This is a genomic window from Acidovorax sp. BL-A-41-H1 (assembly GCF_051942715.1).
Map to the genome: position 1 here is coordinate 1,403,279 of NZ_JBPVJQ010000003.1, position 16,732 is coordinate 1,420,010.

The 16,732-nt window shown below is 63.4% G+C and carries 19 protein-coding genes; 15 read left to right on the forward strand and 4 right to left on the reverse strand.

Features of this window, described 5'->3' with window-relative positions; all coding sequences use genetic code 11:
- Window positions 1-34: 34 nt before the first annotated feature.
- The 6 genes from lolA to ACTPOI_RS07270 all read left to right on the forward strand — a co-directional run bounded on the left by lolA (window position 35) and on the right by ACTPOI_RS07270 (window position 6,038).
- Window positions 35-667, forward strand: a complete 633-nt coding sequence (gene lolA / locus ACTPOI_RS07245) for an outer membrane lipoprotein chaperone LolA (RefSeq protein WP_440107821.1) — start codon at window positions 35-37, stop codon at window positions 665-667.
- Window positions 668-763: 96 nt separating this feature from the next.
- Entirely contained in the window at window positions 764-2,167 is a 1,404-nt protein-coding gene (locus tag ACTPOI_RS07250; RefSeq protein ID WP_440107824.1) for a replication-associated recombination protein A, read from the forward strand.
- Window positions 2,168-2,476: 309 nt separating this feature from the next.
- Window positions 2,477-3,406: a branched-chain amino acid ABC transporter permease gene (locus ACTPOI_RS07255; RefSeq protein ID WP_069105069.1), complete on the forward strand. Its 930-nt coding sequence runs from the start codon at window positions 2,477-2,479 to the stop codon at window positions 3,404-3,406.
- A gap of 12 nt (window positions 3,407-3,418) precedes the next feature.
- Window positions 3,419-4,495, forward strand: a complete 1,077-nt coding sequence (locus tag ACTPOI_RS07260; protein ID WP_440107827.1) for an ABC transporter permease subunit — start codon at window positions 3,419-3,421, stop codon at window positions 4,493-4,495.
- Window positions 4,496-4,515: 20 nt separating this feature from the next.
- The gene (locus tag ACTPOI_RS07265) at window positions 4,516-5,307 is read left to right on the forward strand and encodes an ABC transporter ATP-binding protein (RefSeq protein WP_291516877.1); all 792 of its coding nucleotides are present in this window, start codon (window positions 4,516-4,518) and stop codon (window positions 5,305-5,307) included.
- Between the two features lie 2 nt (window positions 5,308-5,309).
- Window positions 5,310-6,038, forward strand: coding sequence for an ABC transporter ATP-binding protein (locus ACTPOI_RS07270; protein ID WP_069105072.1), 729 nt, complete (start codon window positions 5,310-5,312; stop codon window positions 6,036-6,038).
- A gap of 193 nt (window positions 6,039-6,231) precedes the next feature.
- Here ACTPOI_RS07270 and ACTPOI_RS07275 read toward each other — a convergent pair whose 3' ends face one another.
- On the reverse strand, window positions 6,232-6,873 hold the full coding sequence (locus tag ACTPOI_RS07275) for an outer membrane beta-barrel protein (protein WP_440107830.1): 642 nt from the start codon (window positions 6,871-6,873) through the stop codon (window positions 6,232-6,234).
- A 366-nt stretch (window positions 6,874-7,239) separates the two neighbouring features.
- Between ACTPOI_RS07275 and ACTPOI_RS07280 the strand changes: the two genes are divergently transcribed.
- Genes ACTPOI_RS07280 through ACTPOI_RS07290 form a run of 3 tightly spaced genes read left to right on the forward strand, consistent with a single transcriptional unit; the run spans window position 7,240 to window position 10,337 of the window.
- Window positions 7,240-7,887 (forward strand): DUF47 domain-containing protein, encoded by a 648-nt coding sequence (locus ACTPOI_RS07280; protein WP_440107832.1) that lies wholly within the window; start codon window positions 7,240-7,242, stop codon window positions 7,885-7,887.
- Between the two features lie 19 nt (window positions 7,888-7,906).
- Window positions 7,907-8,917 carry an anion permease gene (locus ACTPOI_RS07285; protein ID WP_440107834.1) on the forward strand — a complete coding sequence of 337 codons (1,011 nt, stop codon included), beginning with the start codon at window positions 7,907-7,909 and terminating at the stop codon, window positions 8,915-8,917.
- Between the two features lie 52 nt (window positions 8,918-8,969).
- Window positions 8,970-10,337, forward strand: a complete 1,368-nt coding sequence (locus ACTPOI_RS07290; RefSeq protein ID WP_440108284.1) for an IS1182 family transposase — start codon at window positions 8,970-8,972, stop codon at window positions 10,335-10,337.
- Window positions 10,338-10,474: 137 nt separating this feature from the next.
- Here the strand turns inward: ACTPOI_RS07290 and ACTPOI_RS07295 are convergent, their stop codons facing one another.
- Window positions 10,475-10,921 carry an NINE protein gene (locus ACTPOI_RS07295; protein WP_069106596.1) on the reverse strand — a complete coding sequence of 149 codons (447 nt, stop codon included), beginning with the start codon at window positions 10,919-10,921 and terminating at the stop codon, window positions 10,475-10,477.
- Between the two features lie 11 nt (window positions 10,922-10,932).
- Complete coding sequence (locus ACTPOI_RS07300) at window positions 10,933-11,457, reverse strand: N-acetyltransferase family protein (protein ID WP_440107836.1); 525 nt, start codon at window positions 11,455-11,457, stop codon at window positions 10,933-10,935.
- 143 nt (window positions 11,458-11,600) lie between these two features.
- Here ACTPOI_RS07300 and rpsP point away from each other — a divergent pair, with 143 nt between their 5' ends.
- The 6 genes from rpsP to ACTPOI_RS07330 all read left to right on the forward strand — a co-directional run bounded on the left by rpsP (window position 11,601) and on the right by ACTPOI_RS07330 (window position 15,658).
- On the forward strand, window positions 11,601-11,852 hold the full coding sequence (gene rpsP / locus ACTPOI_RS07305) for a 30S ribosomal protein S16 (protein ID WP_069105077.1): 252 nt from the start codon (window positions 11,601-11,603) through the stop codon (window positions 11,850-11,852).
- Between the two features lie 79 nt (window positions 11,853-11,931).
- Window positions 11,932-12,501: a ribosome maturation factor RimM gene (gene rimM / locus ACTPOI_RS07310; RefSeq protein ID WP_440107838.1), complete on the forward strand. Its 570-nt coding sequence runs from the start codon at window positions 11,932-11,934 to the stop codon at window positions 12,499-12,501.
- A gap of 32 nt (window positions 12,502-12,533) precedes the next feature.
- Complete coding sequence (gene trmD, locus ACTPOI_RS07315; protein WP_440107840.1) at window positions 12,534-13,292, forward strand: tRNA (guanosine(37)-N1)-methyltransferase TrmD; 759 nt, start codon at window positions 12,534-12,536, stop codon at window positions 13,290-13,292.
- A 138-nt stretch (window positions 13,293-13,430) separates the two neighbouring features.
- Complete coding sequence (gene rplS / locus ACTPOI_RS07320; protein WP_069106597.1) at window positions 13,431-13,817, forward strand: 50S ribosomal protein L19; 387 nt, start codon at window positions 13,431-13,433, stop codon at window positions 13,815-13,817.
- Window positions 13,818-13,906: 89 nt separating this feature from the next.
- Window positions 13,907-14,620 carry a CoA pyrophosphatase gene (locus ACTPOI_RS07325; RefSeq protein ID WP_440107842.1) on the forward strand — a complete coding sequence of 238 codons (714 nt, stop codon included), beginning with the start codon at window positions 13,907-13,909 and terminating at the stop codon, window positions 14,618-14,620.
- A gap of 51 nt (window positions 14,621-14,671) precedes the next feature.
- A complete protein-coding gene (locus ACTPOI_RS07330) occupies window positions 14,672-15,658 on the forward strand; it encodes a CobD/CbiB family protein (RefSeq protein ID WP_440107844.1) in 987 nt (328 codons plus the stop codon).
- A 108-nt stretch (window positions 15,659-15,766) separates the two neighbouring features.
- Here ACTPOI_RS07330 and rsgA read toward each other — a convergent pair whose 3' ends face one another.
- A complete protein-coding gene (gene rsgA / locus ACTPOI_RS07335; RefSeq protein ID WP_440107846.1) occupies window positions 15,767-16,711 on the reverse strand; it encodes a ribosome small subunit-dependent GTPase A in 945 nt (314 codons plus the stop codon).
- Window positions 16,712-16,732: the final 21 nt, after the last annotated feature.

The following is a 16,732-nucleotide window of genomic DNA, read 5'->3' on the forward strand; positions in this document are numbered from 1 at the left end:
CAAGGCCGGTCCGCACCCCTCACAGGAGTTTCCGTTGAAAAAGATCGCTACTGCAATTTTGATAGCTGCCGCGGCAAGCGCAGCAAGCGCTGACGGCATGAAAAGCCTGGAATCCTTCATGAAGGGCACGCAGACCGGCCGCGCAGACTTCACCCAGACGGTGACCTCGCCGCCCAAGGACGGCCAGGCCGCTCGCAGCAAGACGTCCACCGGCAGCTTCGAGTTCCAGCGGCCCGGCCGCTTCAAATTTGTGTACAAGAAGCCGTTCGAGCAGACCATCGTGGCCGACGGCCAGACGCTGTGGCTGTATGACGCCGACCTGAACCAGGTCACCCAGCGCGCGCAGGCGCAGGCACTGGGCAGCACGCCCGCGGCGCTGCTCGCCTCGGCGCCAGACCTCAGCGCGCTCAAGGCCGAATTTGCGCTCGAATCAGCGCCCGACCAGGATGGTATGCAGTGGGTGCAGGCCACGCCAAAGGGCAAGGACGGCCAGCTCAAGAGCGTGCGGGTGGGGTTTACGGGCGACCGGCTGGCAGCGCTCGACATCCTGGACAGCTTCGGCCAGCGCTCGCTGATCCGGTTCAACGCCATGCAGGCCAATGCGGCGCTGCCCGCCACCACGTTCCAGTTCAAGCCGCCGGCAGGCGCGGATGTGGTTCGCCAGTGATTTGCTTCAAAAAGCATAGCAGCAGGGGCAATTGAAACGTGCGCCTGCCCCCGTTTTGGCTTCAAACTGCGTGATTTAGAGAGACAGGACACCCCCATGGCAGCACGTGGTGCCACCGCTCCCCATCCGCGACAGCCAGGGCATCAGGCCCACCAGGCCCACCCGTCAGCCCACCAGCCGCTGGCCGAGCGCCTGCGGCCTCGCACCCTGGGCGAGGTGATTGGCCAGCAGCATGTGCTGGGACCAGGCATGCCGCTGCGCCTCGCGTTTGAATCGGGCCGCCCGCACAGCTGCATCCTGTGGGGCCCGCCGGGCGTGGGCAAGACGACTATCGCGCGGCTGATGGCAGATGCCTTCGACGCGCAGTTCATCAGCATCAGCGCCGTGCTGGGCGGGGTCAAGGACATCCGCGAGGCCGTCGAGCGGGCCGAAGCTGCGCGTGATGGCCTGATGCAGCAGCGCACGATCGTCTTCGTGGATGAAGTTCACCGCTTCAACAAGAGCCAGCAGGATGCCTTCCTGCCGCACGTCGAATCCGGTTTGTTCACCTTCATCGGCGCCACCACCGAAAACCCGTCGTTCGAGGTCAATTCGGCTCTGCTGTCGCGCGCGGCTGTCTATGTGCTGCAGCCGCTGTCCGAAGCCGATTTGAAGCAGATTGTGGCGCTGGCCCAGGCAGAAAATGCCTTGCAAGCTATAGAAAGTGTAGCAATTGACAGGCTGGTAGCCTATGCTGACGGCGACGCGCGGCGCCTGCTGAACACGCTGGAAACACTGGCCATGGCGGCCACGCAGGAGAAGCTGGCCGAGATCACCGACGACTGGCTCCTCAAGGTGCTGGGCGAGCGGATGCGCCGCTACGACAAGGGCGGCGAGCAGTTCTACGACACCATCAGCGCGCTGCACAAGGCAGTGCGCGGCTCCGACCCCGACGCCGCGCTGTACTGGCTGGTGCGAATGCTCGACGGCGGGGCCGACCCCCGCTACATGGCCCGGCGGCTGGTGCGCATGGCCAGCGAGGACATCGGCTTGGCCGACCCGCGCGCCCTGCGCCTGGCACTGGATGCCACCGAGGTCTACGAACGCCTGGGCAGCCCCGAGGGCGAGTTGGCGCTGGCCGAGTGCGTGGTCTACTTGGCCGTGGCGCCCAAGTCGAACGCTGTGTACAAGGCCTACAACGCCGCTCGCGCCCGGGTGAAGCAGGACGGCACCCGCCCCGTGCCCATGCACCTGCGCAATGCACCGACAAAGCTCATGAAGCAGCTCGACTACGGCAAGGGTTACCGCTACGCGCACGACGAGGAGGGGGGCTTCGCTGCCGGCGAAAACTACCTGCCCGAGGGCATGCCCGCGCCCGGTTTCTACCAGCCCGTCGAGCGCGGTATGGAAATCAAGATCGCACAGAAACTGCGTGAGCTGCAAGCGCGCAATGCCCGCGCAGACACCTTGGCACCCGTGCCGGATGGTGGTCGCAACGCTGCCGATAGCGCATCAGACTGAAACTCCCGGCCTGCCGGCAAGTACGTTATGCCAATTCGGCATCGTGAGGGTAATAAGTTTGCACATCAATTATCCTGCTTGCATCACGACGGCTTATGAATTGCGTTGCGCACTGATGTGCCCAAAACCCGAGGGAAAACCCCGTCCGGCCTGCAATGGGCCACTTGGGTGTACTCGCTACAATTCCGACCACAAACCCGCACAGCTGCACTTCTGGCGGGTTTTTTGCTAGATGGCAGTCGGGCCCACAAGGCTGTACCGATTCCGGTGCCTGAGCGGTGGGTACGTCACAAACGAAGGACTTCTCTTATGGAAATTTTGCTGCAACAGATCATCAACGGTCTGGTACTGGGCAGCATGTATGCCTTGATAGCCTTGGGCTACACCATGGTGTACGGCATCATTCAACTGATCAACTTCGCCCACGGCGAAGTGCTGATGATCGGTGCTCTGACCAGCTGGAGCTGCATCGGGATGATGCAGGCAGCCATGCCCGGAGCGCCGGGCTGGACCATCCTGCTGCTGGCCACGATCATCGCCTGCGTGGTCGCGGCCGCGCTCAACTTCGTGATCGAGAAAGTGGCCTACCGCCCGCTGCGCAACAGCCCGCGCCTTGCACCGCTGATCACTGCCATCGGCATGTCGATCCTGCTGCAGACGCTGGCCATGATCATCTGGAAGCCCAACTACAAGCCCTATCCAACGATGCTGCCCAGCGCACCTTTCGAGGTGGGCGGCGCCTACATCACGCCCACCCAGATCCTGATCCTGGGTGTGACGGCGGTGGCACTGGCTTCGCTGATGTACCTGGTCAACCACACCAATCTGGGCCGCGCAATGCGCGCCACCGCAGAGAACCCCCGTGTGGCGTCGCTCATGGGCGTCAAGCCCGACATGGTGATCTCGGCAACGTTCATCATCGGCGCCGTCCTGGCGGCCATTGCCGGCATCATGTATGCGTCCAACTACGGTACCGCCCAGCACACCATGGGATTCCTGCCCGGCCTCAAGGCCTTCACGGCAGCCGTGTTCGGCGGCATCGGCAACCTGGCTGGCGCGGTAGTGGGCGGCATTTTGCTGGGCCTCATTGAAGCCATCGGTTCGGGCTACATCGGCACCCTCACGGGCGGCCTGCTGGGCAGCCACTACACCGACATCTTTGCGTTCATCGTGCTCATCATCATCCTGACGCTGCGCCCATCGGGCCTGCTGGGTGAGCGTGTAGCAGACCGTGCCTGAGGAATTGCACACATGAAGAACACCAAAACCAACTGGATCCTCGGCGCCGTCGCGCTGCTGGTGCTGCCGCTGATCCTGCAATCGTTCGGCAACGCCTGGGTGCGCATTGCCGACTTGGCACTGCTGTACGTGCTGCTGGCCCTGGGCCTGAACATCGTGGTCGGCTATGCCGGTCTGCTGGACCTGGGCTACGTGGCTTTCTACGCCGTGGGCGCCTATCTGTTTGCGCTGATGGCATCGCCACACCTGGCGGACAACTTTGCGGCCTTTGCCGCCATGTTCCCCAACGGCTTGCACACGTCGCTGTGGCTGGTCATACCGTTAGCGGCGCTCCTTGCGGCGTTTTTCGGGGCCCTGCTCGGCGCTCCCACGCTCAAGCTGCGCGGTGACTACCTGGCCATCGTGACGCTGGGCTTCGGCGAAATCATCCGCATCTTCCTGAACAACCTGGACCACCCCGTCAACCTGACCAACGGCCCCAAGGGCCTGGGCCAGATCGACTCGGTCACGATTTTCGGGCTGGACCTGGGCAAGCCACTGGCGCTGTTCGGCTTCGACATCAGCTCGGTCACGCTGTACTACTACCTGTTCCTGGTGCTGGTGGTGGTGTCGGTCATCATCTGCTATCGCCTTCAGGATTCGCGCATCGGTCGCGCCTGGATGGCCATCCGCGAAGACGAAATCGCAGCGAAGGCCATGGGCATCAACACCCGCAACCTCAAGCTGCTGGCCTTCGGCATGGGCGCTTCGTTCGGTGGTGTATCGGGTGCCATGTTCGGCGCGTTCCAGGGCTTCGTCTCGCCCGAGTCCTTCAGCCTGATGGAGTCGGTGATGATTGTTGCGATGGTGGTGCTGGGCGGTATCGGCCACATCCCTGGCGTGATTCTGGGCGCGGTGCTGCTGTCTGCCCTGCCCGAGGTGCTGCGCTATGTGGCAGGCCCGCTGCAGGCCATGACGGACGGACGCCTTGACTCGGCCATCCTGCGCCAGCTGCTGATTGCGCTGGCCATGATCGTGGTCATGCTGATGCGGCCGCGCGGCCTGTGGCCCGCGCCCGATCACGGCAAGAGCCTCACGCAGAAGACCTGAACACCGCAGAAAGTTAGAACATGGCAGAGAACATCCAGAATCCGGCCGACGTGGTGCTGCGGGTATCGGGCATTTCCAAGCGATTTGGGGGCCTGCAGGCCCTGTCCGATGTGGGCATCACCATCGAGCGTGGCCAGGTCTACGGCCTGATCGGGCCGAATGGCGCCGGCAAGACGACCTTTTTCAACGTGATCACGGGGTTGTACACCCCCGACAGCGGCAAGTTCGAGCTGGCTGGCAAGCCCTACGAGCCCACGGCCGTGCACGAAGTGGCCAAGGCAGGCATTGCCCGAACCTTCCAGAACATCCGGCTGTTTGCCGAGATGACGGCGCTCGAGAACGTGATGGTGGGCCGCCACATCCGTACCAAGTCCGGACTGCTGGGCGCTATCCTGCGCACCAAGGGTTTCAAGGAAGAAGAGGCCGCCATCGCCAAGCGCGCGCAGGAGCTGCTGGACTACGTCGGCATCGGCAAGTTTGCGGACTACAAGGCGCGCACGCTCAGCTACGGCGACCAACGCCGCCTGGAGATCGCCCGCGCCCTCGCTACCGATCCGCAGCTCATTGCGCTGGACGAGCCCGCAGCCGGCATGAACGCCACCGAAAAGGTCCTGCTGCGCGAGCTGATCGACCGTATCCGCAAGGACAACCGCACCATCTTGCTTATTGAGCACGATGTGAAGCTGGTGATGGGCCTGTGCGACCGTGTGACGGTGCTCGACTACGGCAAGCAGATCGCTGAAGGCACGCCTGCCACCGTACAGAAGAACGAAAAAGTGATTGAGGCCTATCTGGGCACCGGAGGACATTGAGAATGGCCGAAAAATCCAACAAGGTACTGCTGCAGGTCAAGGGCCTGAAAGTGGCCTACGGCGGTATCCAGGCCGTCAAGGGCGTCGATTTCGAAGTGCGCGAGGGTGAACTGGTTTCGCTGATCGGCTCCAATGGCGCCGGCAAGACCACCACCATGAAGGCCATCACCGGCACGCTGGGCCTGAACGACGGCGACATCCTGTACCTGGGCCAGAGCATCAAGGGCAAGGGCGCGTGGGACCTGGTCAAGCAGGGCCTGGTGATGGTGCCGGAAGGCCGCGGCGTTTTTGCCCGCATGACCATCACAGAGAACCTGCAGATGGGCGCCTACACGCGCCGCGACAAGGCAGGTATCCTCGCCGACATCGAAAAGATGTTCACGATCTTCCCGCGCCTGCGCGAACGCAAGGACCAGCTGGCAGGAACCATGTCGGGCGGCGAACAGCAGATGCTGGCCATGGGCCGCGCGCTGATGAGCCAGCCCAAGGTGCTGCTGCTTGATGAGCCTTCCATGGGCCTGTCACCCATCATGGTGGACAAGATCTTCGAAGTGGTGCGCGACGTGTACGCCCTGGGCGTGACGGTGCTGCTCGTCGAGCAGAACGCCAGCCGGGCGCTGGCCATTGCCGACCGTGGCTACGTGATGGAGTCTGGCCTGATCACCATGACCGGTCCGGGCAACGACTTGCTCAACGATCCCAAGGTTCGCGCCGCCTATCTGGGCGAGTGAGGATACGGGGGCAGGGCGGGCTGTTCAGCCCCCCAGCCTTTTGGCAGCGGGCGGTGCACTTCGCGCCGTTCAAGCGCCGCAGGCGCCCAGCAAAAAGCCGCACAGCATTGATGCCGTGCGGCTTTTTTTATGGTCTGGCAGTTTGCTGGGTGCTGTCGTTCGACGCTGCCCTCGCGCTGCGCTACGCCCCTGGTCAGTACCGGTACTGCACGCCCAGTGTGGTCAGGTCCACGTCCGACTTGCCGTCGGCAAAGCGCATCTTGTGGCGTTCCCACTCCAGCACGGCGGCCCAGTTTTCATTGAACGCCCAGCGCACGCCGGCACCGTAGCTCAGGCCAAAGCCACTGTCGCTGCCGGTGGCCACGCCAAAGCCTGAATTGCCCGATGTACGGGTGCGGCTGTAGGTGGTGCCCAGCTTGCCGAACACGTCGAACTGCTCGGTCAGCGGAGCGCGCGCCACCAGGCTCAGGTTCAGTCCCTGTGCACGCGATGTTCCGCCAATGCGGTCGGCCCTGCCGGCGTTGAGGTAGCCCAGTTCCACCCCGAAGTTTGGATGAAAGTATCCACCGGTGTAGATCTTGAGCGCCTGGTCAGAGTCGTCGGTCGGAAATCCGCCCGTGCCGGAGCGCAGGTCGTACTTGGACTGGCCAGCGCTCACGCCTACGTAGCCTTGCTGGGTGTACGGCAGAAACGAATCCCGCTGGCCATTGGCCGACATGCTGCTGGTGGTGCCGCTGGTGCCAGCGGTGGTGCCCTGCTGGGTCTGTGCGTTCGCCAGGCTGCAGGCTGCAGCGGCCAGCGCTGCACAGGAAAAAGCGCGAATCATGGGGGTCATGGAAACCATCCTCGGTAGTGGTGTGGTGGGGCTCAGAGGTACGCGGGCAACAGATCGCTGCCCGGACCCGCCCAGCCAATGTAGGCAGCGGCACGGCACATCCTTGTGGGCGTGTGCACCCGGCTTCTGTAGGACTCTCCTTGCTTGCAAGCGGCGGATCTGCGAGCAAACATCGATTGCGCGACGGTTAAACTCGCCCCCTGTTGTTTGTTTCAGCTGCATGACAATTCCATGTCAGTCCTGTGTCTTTGGCGGGGCTGCCGTGCTGTCAGCCCCGCAGGGTTGCCGCCTCACCCATCCCGGGTTTTTGGCAGGCGAGGGGGCCAAGCAGCTCGCCATTTCGTCCAGCGTCGATCAGGAGTCCGCATGTTTTTTGGAAAGCTGTTGCCCCGCGAGGGCAATTTTTTCGAGATGTTCAATCAGCATGCCGACCGCATCGTCGAGGCGGCACGCGCGTTCTCGCAGCTGGTGGCCAACTACAACGATCCGCACCTGCGTGACAAGTACAACCAGGACGTTGACAACGCCGAGCGCGCCGCAGACCGCGTGACGCATGAGGTGAACAAGGCAATCCACAAGACCTTCATCACGCCTATCGATCGTGAGCAGATCCACGCGCTGATCAACACCATGGACGATGTGGCCGACCTGATCCAGGACTCGGCCGAAACGATGGCGTTGTACGACGTGCGCCACATGACGGAAGAAATCACGCGCCTGACGGACCTCAGCGTGAAATGCTGCGAACGCGTGCGCGACGCCGTCAAGCTGCTCGAAAAGATCGCCGACCCGGCTGTGGCCGAGGCTGCGCTCAAGACCTGCGAAGAGATCGACAAGCTCGAGTCCGACGCTGACCGCGTGATGCGCAGCGCCATGAGCAAGCTGTTCCGCGAAGAGCCTGATGTGCGCGAGGTGATCAAGCTCAAGGCTATCTACGAGCTGCTGGAGACGATCACCGACAAGTGCGAAGACGTCGCCAACTGCATCGAGGGCATCGTCCTCGAGAACTCCTGATCCTCCGGGCGAAGCAAGCATGGAAACCGTACAGACGGCCCTGTGGATCGTGGTGATGCTGGTGGCGCTGGCGCTGGTGTTCGATTTCATGAACGGGTTTCATGACGCCGCCAATTCGATCGCCACCGTGGTCTCCACGGGCGTGCTCAAGCCGGCCCAGGCCGTTCTATTTGCCGCTTTTTTCAACTTCGTGGCGATCTTTGTGTTCCACCTCAGTGTGGCTGCCACGGTGGGCAAGGGCATCGTGCAGCCGGGCGTGGTCGACACCCATGTGGTGTTCGGCGCACTGGTCGGCGCGATCACGTGGAACGTCATCACCTGGTACTACGGCATCCCGAGCAGCTCGTCGCATGCGCTGATCGGCGGCATCGTCGGTGCCGTGATCGCGAAGGCGGGCGCTGGTGCCCTGGTGTCGACGGGCATCCTTAAGACGGTGGCGTTCATCTTTGTGTCGCCGCTGCTCGGGTTCGCGCTGGGCTCGCTCATGATGCTGGCAGTGGCCTGGATCTTCAGGCGCTCGCGGCCGAGCCGGGTGGACAAGTGGTTCAGGCGGCTGCAACTGGTCTCAGCCGGTGCCTACAGCCTCGGGCATGGCGGTAACGATGCGCAAAAAACCATCGGCATCATCTGGCTGCTTCTCATCGCCACCGGTTACACAGCTGCATCGGATGCCTCGCCGCCGACCTGGACGATCGTGAGCTGCTACCTGGCCATTGGCCTGGGCACCATGTTCGGTGGCTGGCGCATCGTCAAGACCATGGGGCAGAAGATCACCAAGCTCAAGCCCGTGGGCGGGTTCTGTGCCGAAACCGGGGGCGCGCTGACGCTGTTTCTGGCGACCACCTTGGGCATTCCGGTGTCGACCACGCACACCATCACGGGCGCCATCGTCGGCGTCGGCTCCACCCAGCGGGCCAGTGCCGTGCGCTGGGGCGTCGCGGGCAACATCGTGTGGGCGTGGATTCTCACCATCCCCGCCAGTGCCTTTGTGGCGGCTGTGGCGTACTGGATCAGCCTCACGATCTTCTGATCGGGAACTGTTGCCTCTGATTGTTCAGCTACTTTATTGATAGCTATCAGATATTGATTGGAAAGCGCCAGAGGCACTTGTCCGCGTCATTGACGCATGGATTGGCACGTTGGCCTTGGCCGATCTGGGCTTTGCCAAGTCCATCCCCCAGCGCTTGGGGGCACCGCCCTATGACCCCGCCGACCTGCTGCGGCTCTATCTGTGGGGTTACCTCAATGCGGTACGTTCATCTCGCGCACTGGAGCGCGAGTGCCACCGCAACGTCGAGTGCATGTGGCTGCTGGGCCGTCTGGCACCGGACCACAAGACCATCGCCGAATTCCGCAGGGGCAATCTGCAGGCCTTGGTCGCTGCCAGCGCTGCCTTCGTCCAGTTCGCTCGCAGCCAGCGCCTGATCGCCTCCACCACGGTCGCCATTGATGGCAGCAAGGTACAGGCGGTGGCCTCGCGTAAAGCCATCGTCGGACCGCGTAGCCTGGCAGAGCAAGCCCAACGCAATGCCCAGGACATCGAGCGCTACCTGAGCTTGCTCGAAGACGCCGACCGCCAGGAAGCATCGACCTGCGGGCAAGGCGTTCGTGTGCGCAAGGCTCTGGCACGATTGCAGATCGATGGCCAGCGTATCGCCGATCAAGCCAAGGCGCTGGCTGCCAGTGGCAAACGTCTGCACGTCAGCACCGAGCCTGACGCCCAGGTCATGCGCAGCTTGAACAGCGCGCCAGGCTACAACCTGCAAACGGCTGTGGATGCTGGCAGTCACCTGATCGTGGCTCATGAGGTCTGCGCAGATGCCAACGACCAGACCCAACTGCAGCCCATGGCAGAGGCCGCAAGCAATGTGCTGCAGGCGCCATGCACGGTGGTAGCTGATGCCGGGTATGCCAACGGTACTCAGATCGCGGCACTGCAGGCTCAGGGCATGCAGTGCTACCTGCCTGCCAAGCGCTCCGTCAACAACCAGGGCGATGGTCAGCACTACGACCGCAGCGCCTTTACCTACAAGCCCGAGCACGACCACTTCGTCTGCCCGGCCGGTCAACTGCTTGAGCGCAAACAGATCACCCGCAAGGACTGCGCGGTGATCTATGCGGCACGCATCGAAGATTGCTCGGGTTGCGCGCAAAAGCCGCAGTGCACGCAAGCAGCGCGCAGGCTCCTCTCACGCCACCTCTTCGAGGACGCCCTGTACACGACGTCACAGGGTCTGAAGGCACGCCCAGAGATGATGGCCTTGCGACGGCAAACGGTGGAGCACCCATTTGCCTGCATCAAGCACCGCATCCTGGGCAATGCGCGGTTGCTGATGCGAGGCCTGCCGGGGGCCAAGGGCGAGTTGAGCCTGGCCGTTCTCGCATACAACTTCAAACGGGTCTTCAACATCAAGGGTTCTGCCTGGATGCATCTGGCACTGCAAGGCTGAGGCCTTTGCTTGTCATCGCCCAAAAAAAATGCCCCGCGAGCGCAGGGGCATTTTTCTAGAGCAACCTCGACAGACTATTTACACAGACTGCAAGGGGCGGCTTTTTTGTATTCGCACGGCCCAGGCAGGCCAGCCGATCATTGCGAGATCTTGCGTGCCTCTTCGATCTGGTATTCAAAGTAGCGCTGAAAGCTGAAGGCGATGCTCGCCATCAGGACGGCTGTGCCCATCATCAGCGACACGACGATGGCGCCCACGGTGATCCAGTTCGTGCGGCCGGGCGCCGCATCCAAGGCGGCCGATGGGTTGTAGCGTGCATTCCACTTCTCTGGCGTCATCAGGGCATACAGGATGCCGCGCAATGCACAGCCGGCAATGGTGAAACCCAGGAAGGGAATCAGCATCCAGCTGAAGTGGTCGTCCTGTCCCCATTGCTGAACGCGCTGGATGCCGTACACCCCGAGCGCTGTCGGTATGGGCAGCAGCCAGCCCAGCATGTCGCCTGCACCGTGCAGGTAAAAGCGGTGCAGCCCCAGCGGGCCTCCGACGAAAGCAAGCCAGGCGGCGACGGTTTTGTTTTTCATGGTGCCGATTGTCATTCAGGCGCAGTGGTGTCGCCTTCGCCCAGGACTTTCTCCATCAGGACGATGTCGCGCCAGGCGCCGAATTTCCAGCCCACCGACCGCATGACCCCCACGTGGGTGAAGCCCAAGGCCTTGTGCACGCCGACCGAGCCCAGGTTGGCCGAGTCACCAATCACTGCCAGCAGCTTGCGAACGCCGGTGGCTTCGGCCTGCGCAATCAGTTCGGCCAGCAGCGTGCGGCCCAGGCCCATGCCTCGCGCTTCTTCGGCGATGTAGATCGAATCTTCGGCCGAAAAACGGTATGCCGGCCGCGGCTTGAACCAGTTGGCATAGGCGTAGCCCAGCACCTTGCCATCGCTTTCGGCCACGAGCCAAGGCAGGCCTTTGGCCAGCACATCGGCACGTCGGCCTTGCATGTCGGTTTCGGTGGGCGGGTCGATCTCGAACGTGCCGGTGCCGTGCAGGACGTGGTGGCGGTAAATGGCGGTGATGGCAGGGATATCCTGGTCGGTGCTGGCGCGGATGGTGGGCTTCATTGGGAAATGGATATAATCGCGGGCTTTGCAGCGTGTCGCTGGCCGGGTGGCCATGTCGCGTGTCTCAAGCGTTGCGAATAATGGTTGCGAACACTGTGGCTCAAGGCAAATGTTGCCGGAGTTCACCACCCGAAGGATAAATCATGGTCGTCATTCGACTCTCCCGCGGCGGCTCCAAGGGCCGTCCTTTCTTCAATATCGTCGTTGCTGACAAGCGCGTGCGCCGCGATGGCCGCTTCATCGAGCGCATCGGGTTCTACAACCCCACCGCCAAGGAATCCGAAGAAGGCCTGCGCATCGTCCAGGACCGCCTGACCTACTGGCAGAGCGTGGGCGCCCAGTCGTCGCCTACCGTCGACCGCCTGATCAAGCAAGCCGCCAAGAAGGCAGCCTGAAGCTTCCTGAAAGGGGCGGGATTCGTCGGCTTGTCTGGCGAAACCCGCCCCTTTCCCGTTTCTGGAACCGATTTTTGCCATGACCACCACCGTGTCCCTCCCGCCCGCCGAGCTGCCCGCAGATGCCGTGGAGGTGGGGCGCATAGCCGATGCCTGGGGTGTCAAGGGCTGGTTCAAGGTGATCTCGCACAGCAGCTCACCAGACGCGCTTTTTGCGGCCAAGACCTGGTACTTGCAGCCTTCCGAACGCGGTGCCAAGACTTTTTCCGGCACGGTGGTCCTGTCGATTCGCCAGGCCAAGGACCACTCGGATACCGTGGTGGCCTGGGCCCAGGGCATTGACGACCGCAATGCCGCAGAGTCACTGCGCGGCGCCCGCGTTTTTGTGCTCCGTTCCAGTTTCCCGTCCACCACCGAAGACGAGTACTACTGGGTGGACCTGATTGGTCTGGCTGTGATCAACCGCGAAGGCATTGCGCTGGGCGAAGTGCGCGAGCTGATGTCCACCGGACCGCAGACGGTTCTGGTCCTTGGTTACGAAGAGGGCGGCAAGGCGCAAGAGCGCATGATTCCTTTTGTGTCGGCCTTTGTTGACAAGGTGGACCTGCCGGCCCGCCGCATCACGGTCGACTGGCAGCCCCATTACTGACCGGCGTTCGCTGCCCGGCCCGGTTGCGCACCATGCGCTTTGACGTCATCACGCTCTTTCCCGAGTTGTTTGCGCCGTTTCTTGCGAGCGGCGTGACGCGCCGCGCATACGCGAGCGGGCAGGTCGACGTGCAGCTGTGGAACCCGCGTGACCACGCCCAGGGCAACTACCGCAGGGTGGACGACCGACCTTTTGGCGGCGGCCCGGGCATGGTGATGATGGCTGAGCCCCTGGCGCAGTGCTTGGCTGCCATTCGGGCCGCGCGGGACGAGTCTGTGGACGCCAGGGCGCCTGTGGTGCTCTTTTCGCCCATTGGGCAGACCCTCAATCACGCGGCGGTAGAGCGCTGGTCGGCCAGCACGGGCGCGGTGTTGCTCTGTGGCCGGTATGAGGGCATTGACCAGCGGTTCATCGACCTTCATGTGGACGTGCAGATGAGCCTGGGCGACTTCGTGCTTTCTGGCGGTGAGATCGCGGCCATGGCGCTGATCGATGCTGTGGCGCGATTGCAGCCGGGCGTGCTCAATGATGAGGGCAGCCACCAGTTCGACAGCTTTAACCCGGCGCTCGACGGCCTGCTCGACTGTCCGCACTACACGCGACCCGAAGAGTGGGCGGGCAAGGCTGTACCGGCACCGCTCATGTCGGGTCACCACCTGCAGATCGAACGCTGGAGGCGCGACCAGCGGCTCGCGATCACGGCCCGCCATCGTCCGGACCTGATCGGGATTGCGCGCGAGGCGGGCCTTCTGGGTCCTGCAGACGAAGCAGTCTTGGCTAGGCTCGGCTGAATTGCTATAATCAAAGGCTTTTCGATCCTCTGCCCGGCCGTTTTGCGACGCCGCTTTGCCTGCAAAGCAGCTCCAAGACATTGAAACGTCAATCCCGACGCAGCCATTTTTGGCGCGGCCAAGATCGTGGGAATCCAAATGAACCTGATCCAGACCCTGGAAGCGGAAGAAATCGCCCGCTTGAACAAGACCATCCCCGAATTCGCCCCTGGTGACACCGTCATCGTGAGCGTGAACGTGGTTGAAGGCACCCGCAAGCGCGTGCAGGCCTACGAAGGCGTTGTGATTGCCAAGCGCAATCGCGGCCTGAACAGCGGCTTCACCGTGCGCAAGATCTCCAGCGGCGAAGGTGTGGAGCGTACGTTCCAGACCTATAGCCCGCTGATCGCCAGCATCGAAGTCAAGCGCCGCGGTGACGTGCGCCGTGCCAAGCTGTACTACCTGCGCGAGCGCAGCGGCAAGTCGGCACGTATCAAGGAAAAGCTGCCTTCGCGCGTCAACAAGGCTGCAGCCACCGCCGCATAAGGCGCGGGCTCGACCTGACAAGCCGCTACAGCATCTGCCTGTAGCGGCTTTTTGCTTTTTGCGGCCCTCTTTCCCCGCCCGTGAAACCCATGTCCATCCCCGCTGTTTCCTCGGTCATCGCCCCGGTCACGGCGCTTCCTGACTTCGATCCTCGGCAGGTGCCGGTGGTCGCGGTCGATGCCCACCTGCCGGCGGTGCCGCTGCACGCCCAGACGGCGCAGGCGCTGCGCAGCCGTTTCGCGGCGCCGCCCCTGTGGGAGCCGGAAGTGGTGCTTGAAAAGAAGTTCATGAACCGCGAGCCCGCGCACGCATCGGTGCTGCTCGCCATCGTGCAGCGCGAGCAGCCCATGGTGCTGCTCACCGAGCGCACCGCCCACCTGTCCACCCATTCAGGTCAGGTGGCGTTCCCGGGTGGCAGGGCGGACGCCGACGACGCATCGCCCGCCGAGACGGCGCTGCGCGAGGCGCACGAGGAAGTGGGCCTTGCGCGGGAGTTCGTGGAGGTGCTGGGCAACCTGCCCACCTATGTCACCGGGTCGTCTTTCATCATCACGCCGGTCGTTGCCTTGGTGCGGCCCGATTGCGTGCTGCAGCCCAACCCGTACGAAGTGGCCGATCTGTTTGAGGTGCCGCTCTCGTTCCTGCTCGACCCGGCGCACCATCGGCGCCATGTTTTCGATCTGGACGGTATCCGGCGCGAGTGGTTCTCGATGCCCTACCAGGACGGGGACAAGAGCCGGTTTATCTGGGGCGCCACCGCGGGCATGCTGCGCAACTTTTACCGTTTCATGTCGGCGGCCTGACCGGGGCCGCCGTGCGCCTAAGGCCGGGCTGGCGCCGCTATCATTGTCCCCATGAGTTTCTTCGCCATCCTGTTCGCCCTGCTGATCGAGCAGGCGCGCCCGTTGGCGCGAAGTAATCCGATTCATGCCGGCCTGCGGGCCTGGGCCCTGTCGGTCACGCGCAATTTTGACGCCGGCAAACCCCATCACGGATGGGTTGCCTGGTGCCTGGCCGTGATGGTGCCGGCGGTTGTCACCCTGGCCATCCACTGGCTTTTGATGTGGGGCCTGGGCTGGCCTTTTGCGGTGCTGTGGAGCATTGCGGTGCTGTATGTCACGCTGGGCTTCCGGCAGTTCAGCCATCACTTCACCAGCATCCGCGACGCGCTCGAAAGCGGGGAAGAAGATGTGGCGCGCGAACGCCTGGCGCACTGGCAGCAGGTGGATGTTGGCGTGTTGCCGCGCAGCGAGATCGTGCGCCATGTCATCGAGTATTCGGTGCTGGCCGCGCATCGGCATGTGTTTGGTGTGCTGGCATGGTTTTCGGTGCTGGCTGCGCTGGGCCTTGGGCCCACGGGCGCCGTGCTGTACCGGCTTGCGGAGTTCGTGTCGCGTTACTGGCATGCGCGCCAGCGCGCGGGCGCCCAGCCGGCCAGCGAGGCGCTTCAGCGCGCCTGTGCGCAGGCGTGGATGGTCATCGACTGGTTGCCGGCGCGGCTGACCGCCCTGAGTTTTGCCGTGGTGGGTAGTTTTGAAGAGGCCATCGAAGGGTGGCGCTTTCATGCCCAGCACTTTCCGGACGACAACGACGGTGTGGTGCTGGCGGCCACTGCCGGTGCCATCAACGTCCGCCTGGGTGGCGAAGCCCTCAAGGCCCGCGCCAGCGCAGATACCCCCCAGGGGCTGGCAGCCGATGCCGATATGGGCGACAGCGATGCCACGCCGGGGCGCGAGCCAGAGGTGGGCCACCTGCGCAGCGTTGTGGGGCTCGTCTGGCGGTCTGTCGTGGTGTGGATGCTGCTGCTGGCGCTGTTGACGCTGGCGCGCCTGTTGGGCTGACCCGGCGCGGATTGACCAGCAGCGCAGGAGCGCAAACGGCGGCCAATACAAACGCACTCTTGCCGTCGCCAGCCCGCCCTTGGGCAGAGGCGCATTCGCCTTCCTGCGTCAGTACCGCGTGTGGCTCAATTCTTCAAACAAATCGCTGTAGATCCGGTGACGTGTCGGGCTGATGCCGTTCTCGCCCGGCCCTTCTTTCAGCGCGGCCAGCACACCGCAACCTGGCTCATGCAGGTGGGTGCAGTTGTAGAACTTGCAGTGGCCAGCGTGGGCTGCAATGTCGGGCATGCACGCCGCCAGTTGCATGGGCGCAATGTGGTGCAGGCCAAACTCCTGAAAGCCGGGCGAATCGATGAGGGCCGTAGTGCGCGCGGCATCCATCCAGTACCAGTGCGTGCTGGTGGTGGTGTGCTTGCCCGAGTTCAGCGCCTGCGATATTTCGCCGGTGAGCACGGTGGCCCCTGGAACCAGCAGGTTGATCAGCGTGCTCTTGCCCGAGCCCGAGGGCCCGAGCACCAGCGTGGTCTTGCCCTGCAGGTGCTGCATCAGCAATGCGCGGTCGACATCGCTGGACAGGGCCAGCGACAGAGGCAGCACGCCGTAGTGCTTACCTTCGCCCATGTGACGGTAGGGCAGCAGCCGCTCCCACGCGCGGGCAAATGGCTCCACCAGGTCGCTCTTGTTGAGGGCAATGATCGGTGTGATGCCCTCTGCCTCGGCAGCGATCAGCGCGCGCGAGAGCTGGCTCTCTGAAAACACGGGTTCGGCTGCAATCAGGATCAGGACCTGGTCCAGATTGGCTGCGAACGACTTGGTCCGGATCTCGTCCTGCCGATAGAAAAGGTTCTTGCGCTCTTGCACCTTCTCGATGGTGCCTTCGTCGCCCTGGCCGGGCGGGGCTGCCTGCCACAGCACCCGGTCGCCCACCACGGCCTGGTTCTTCTTTCCGCGGGGGTGGCAGATACGGCGCTCGCCATCCGGTGTCTCGACCATGCAGTGCCGCCCGTGGCTCGCCACCACGGTACCGGGCATGAGTGCGCTGCGCTCAGCCATCAGTGCGCGCCTGTCGTGCTG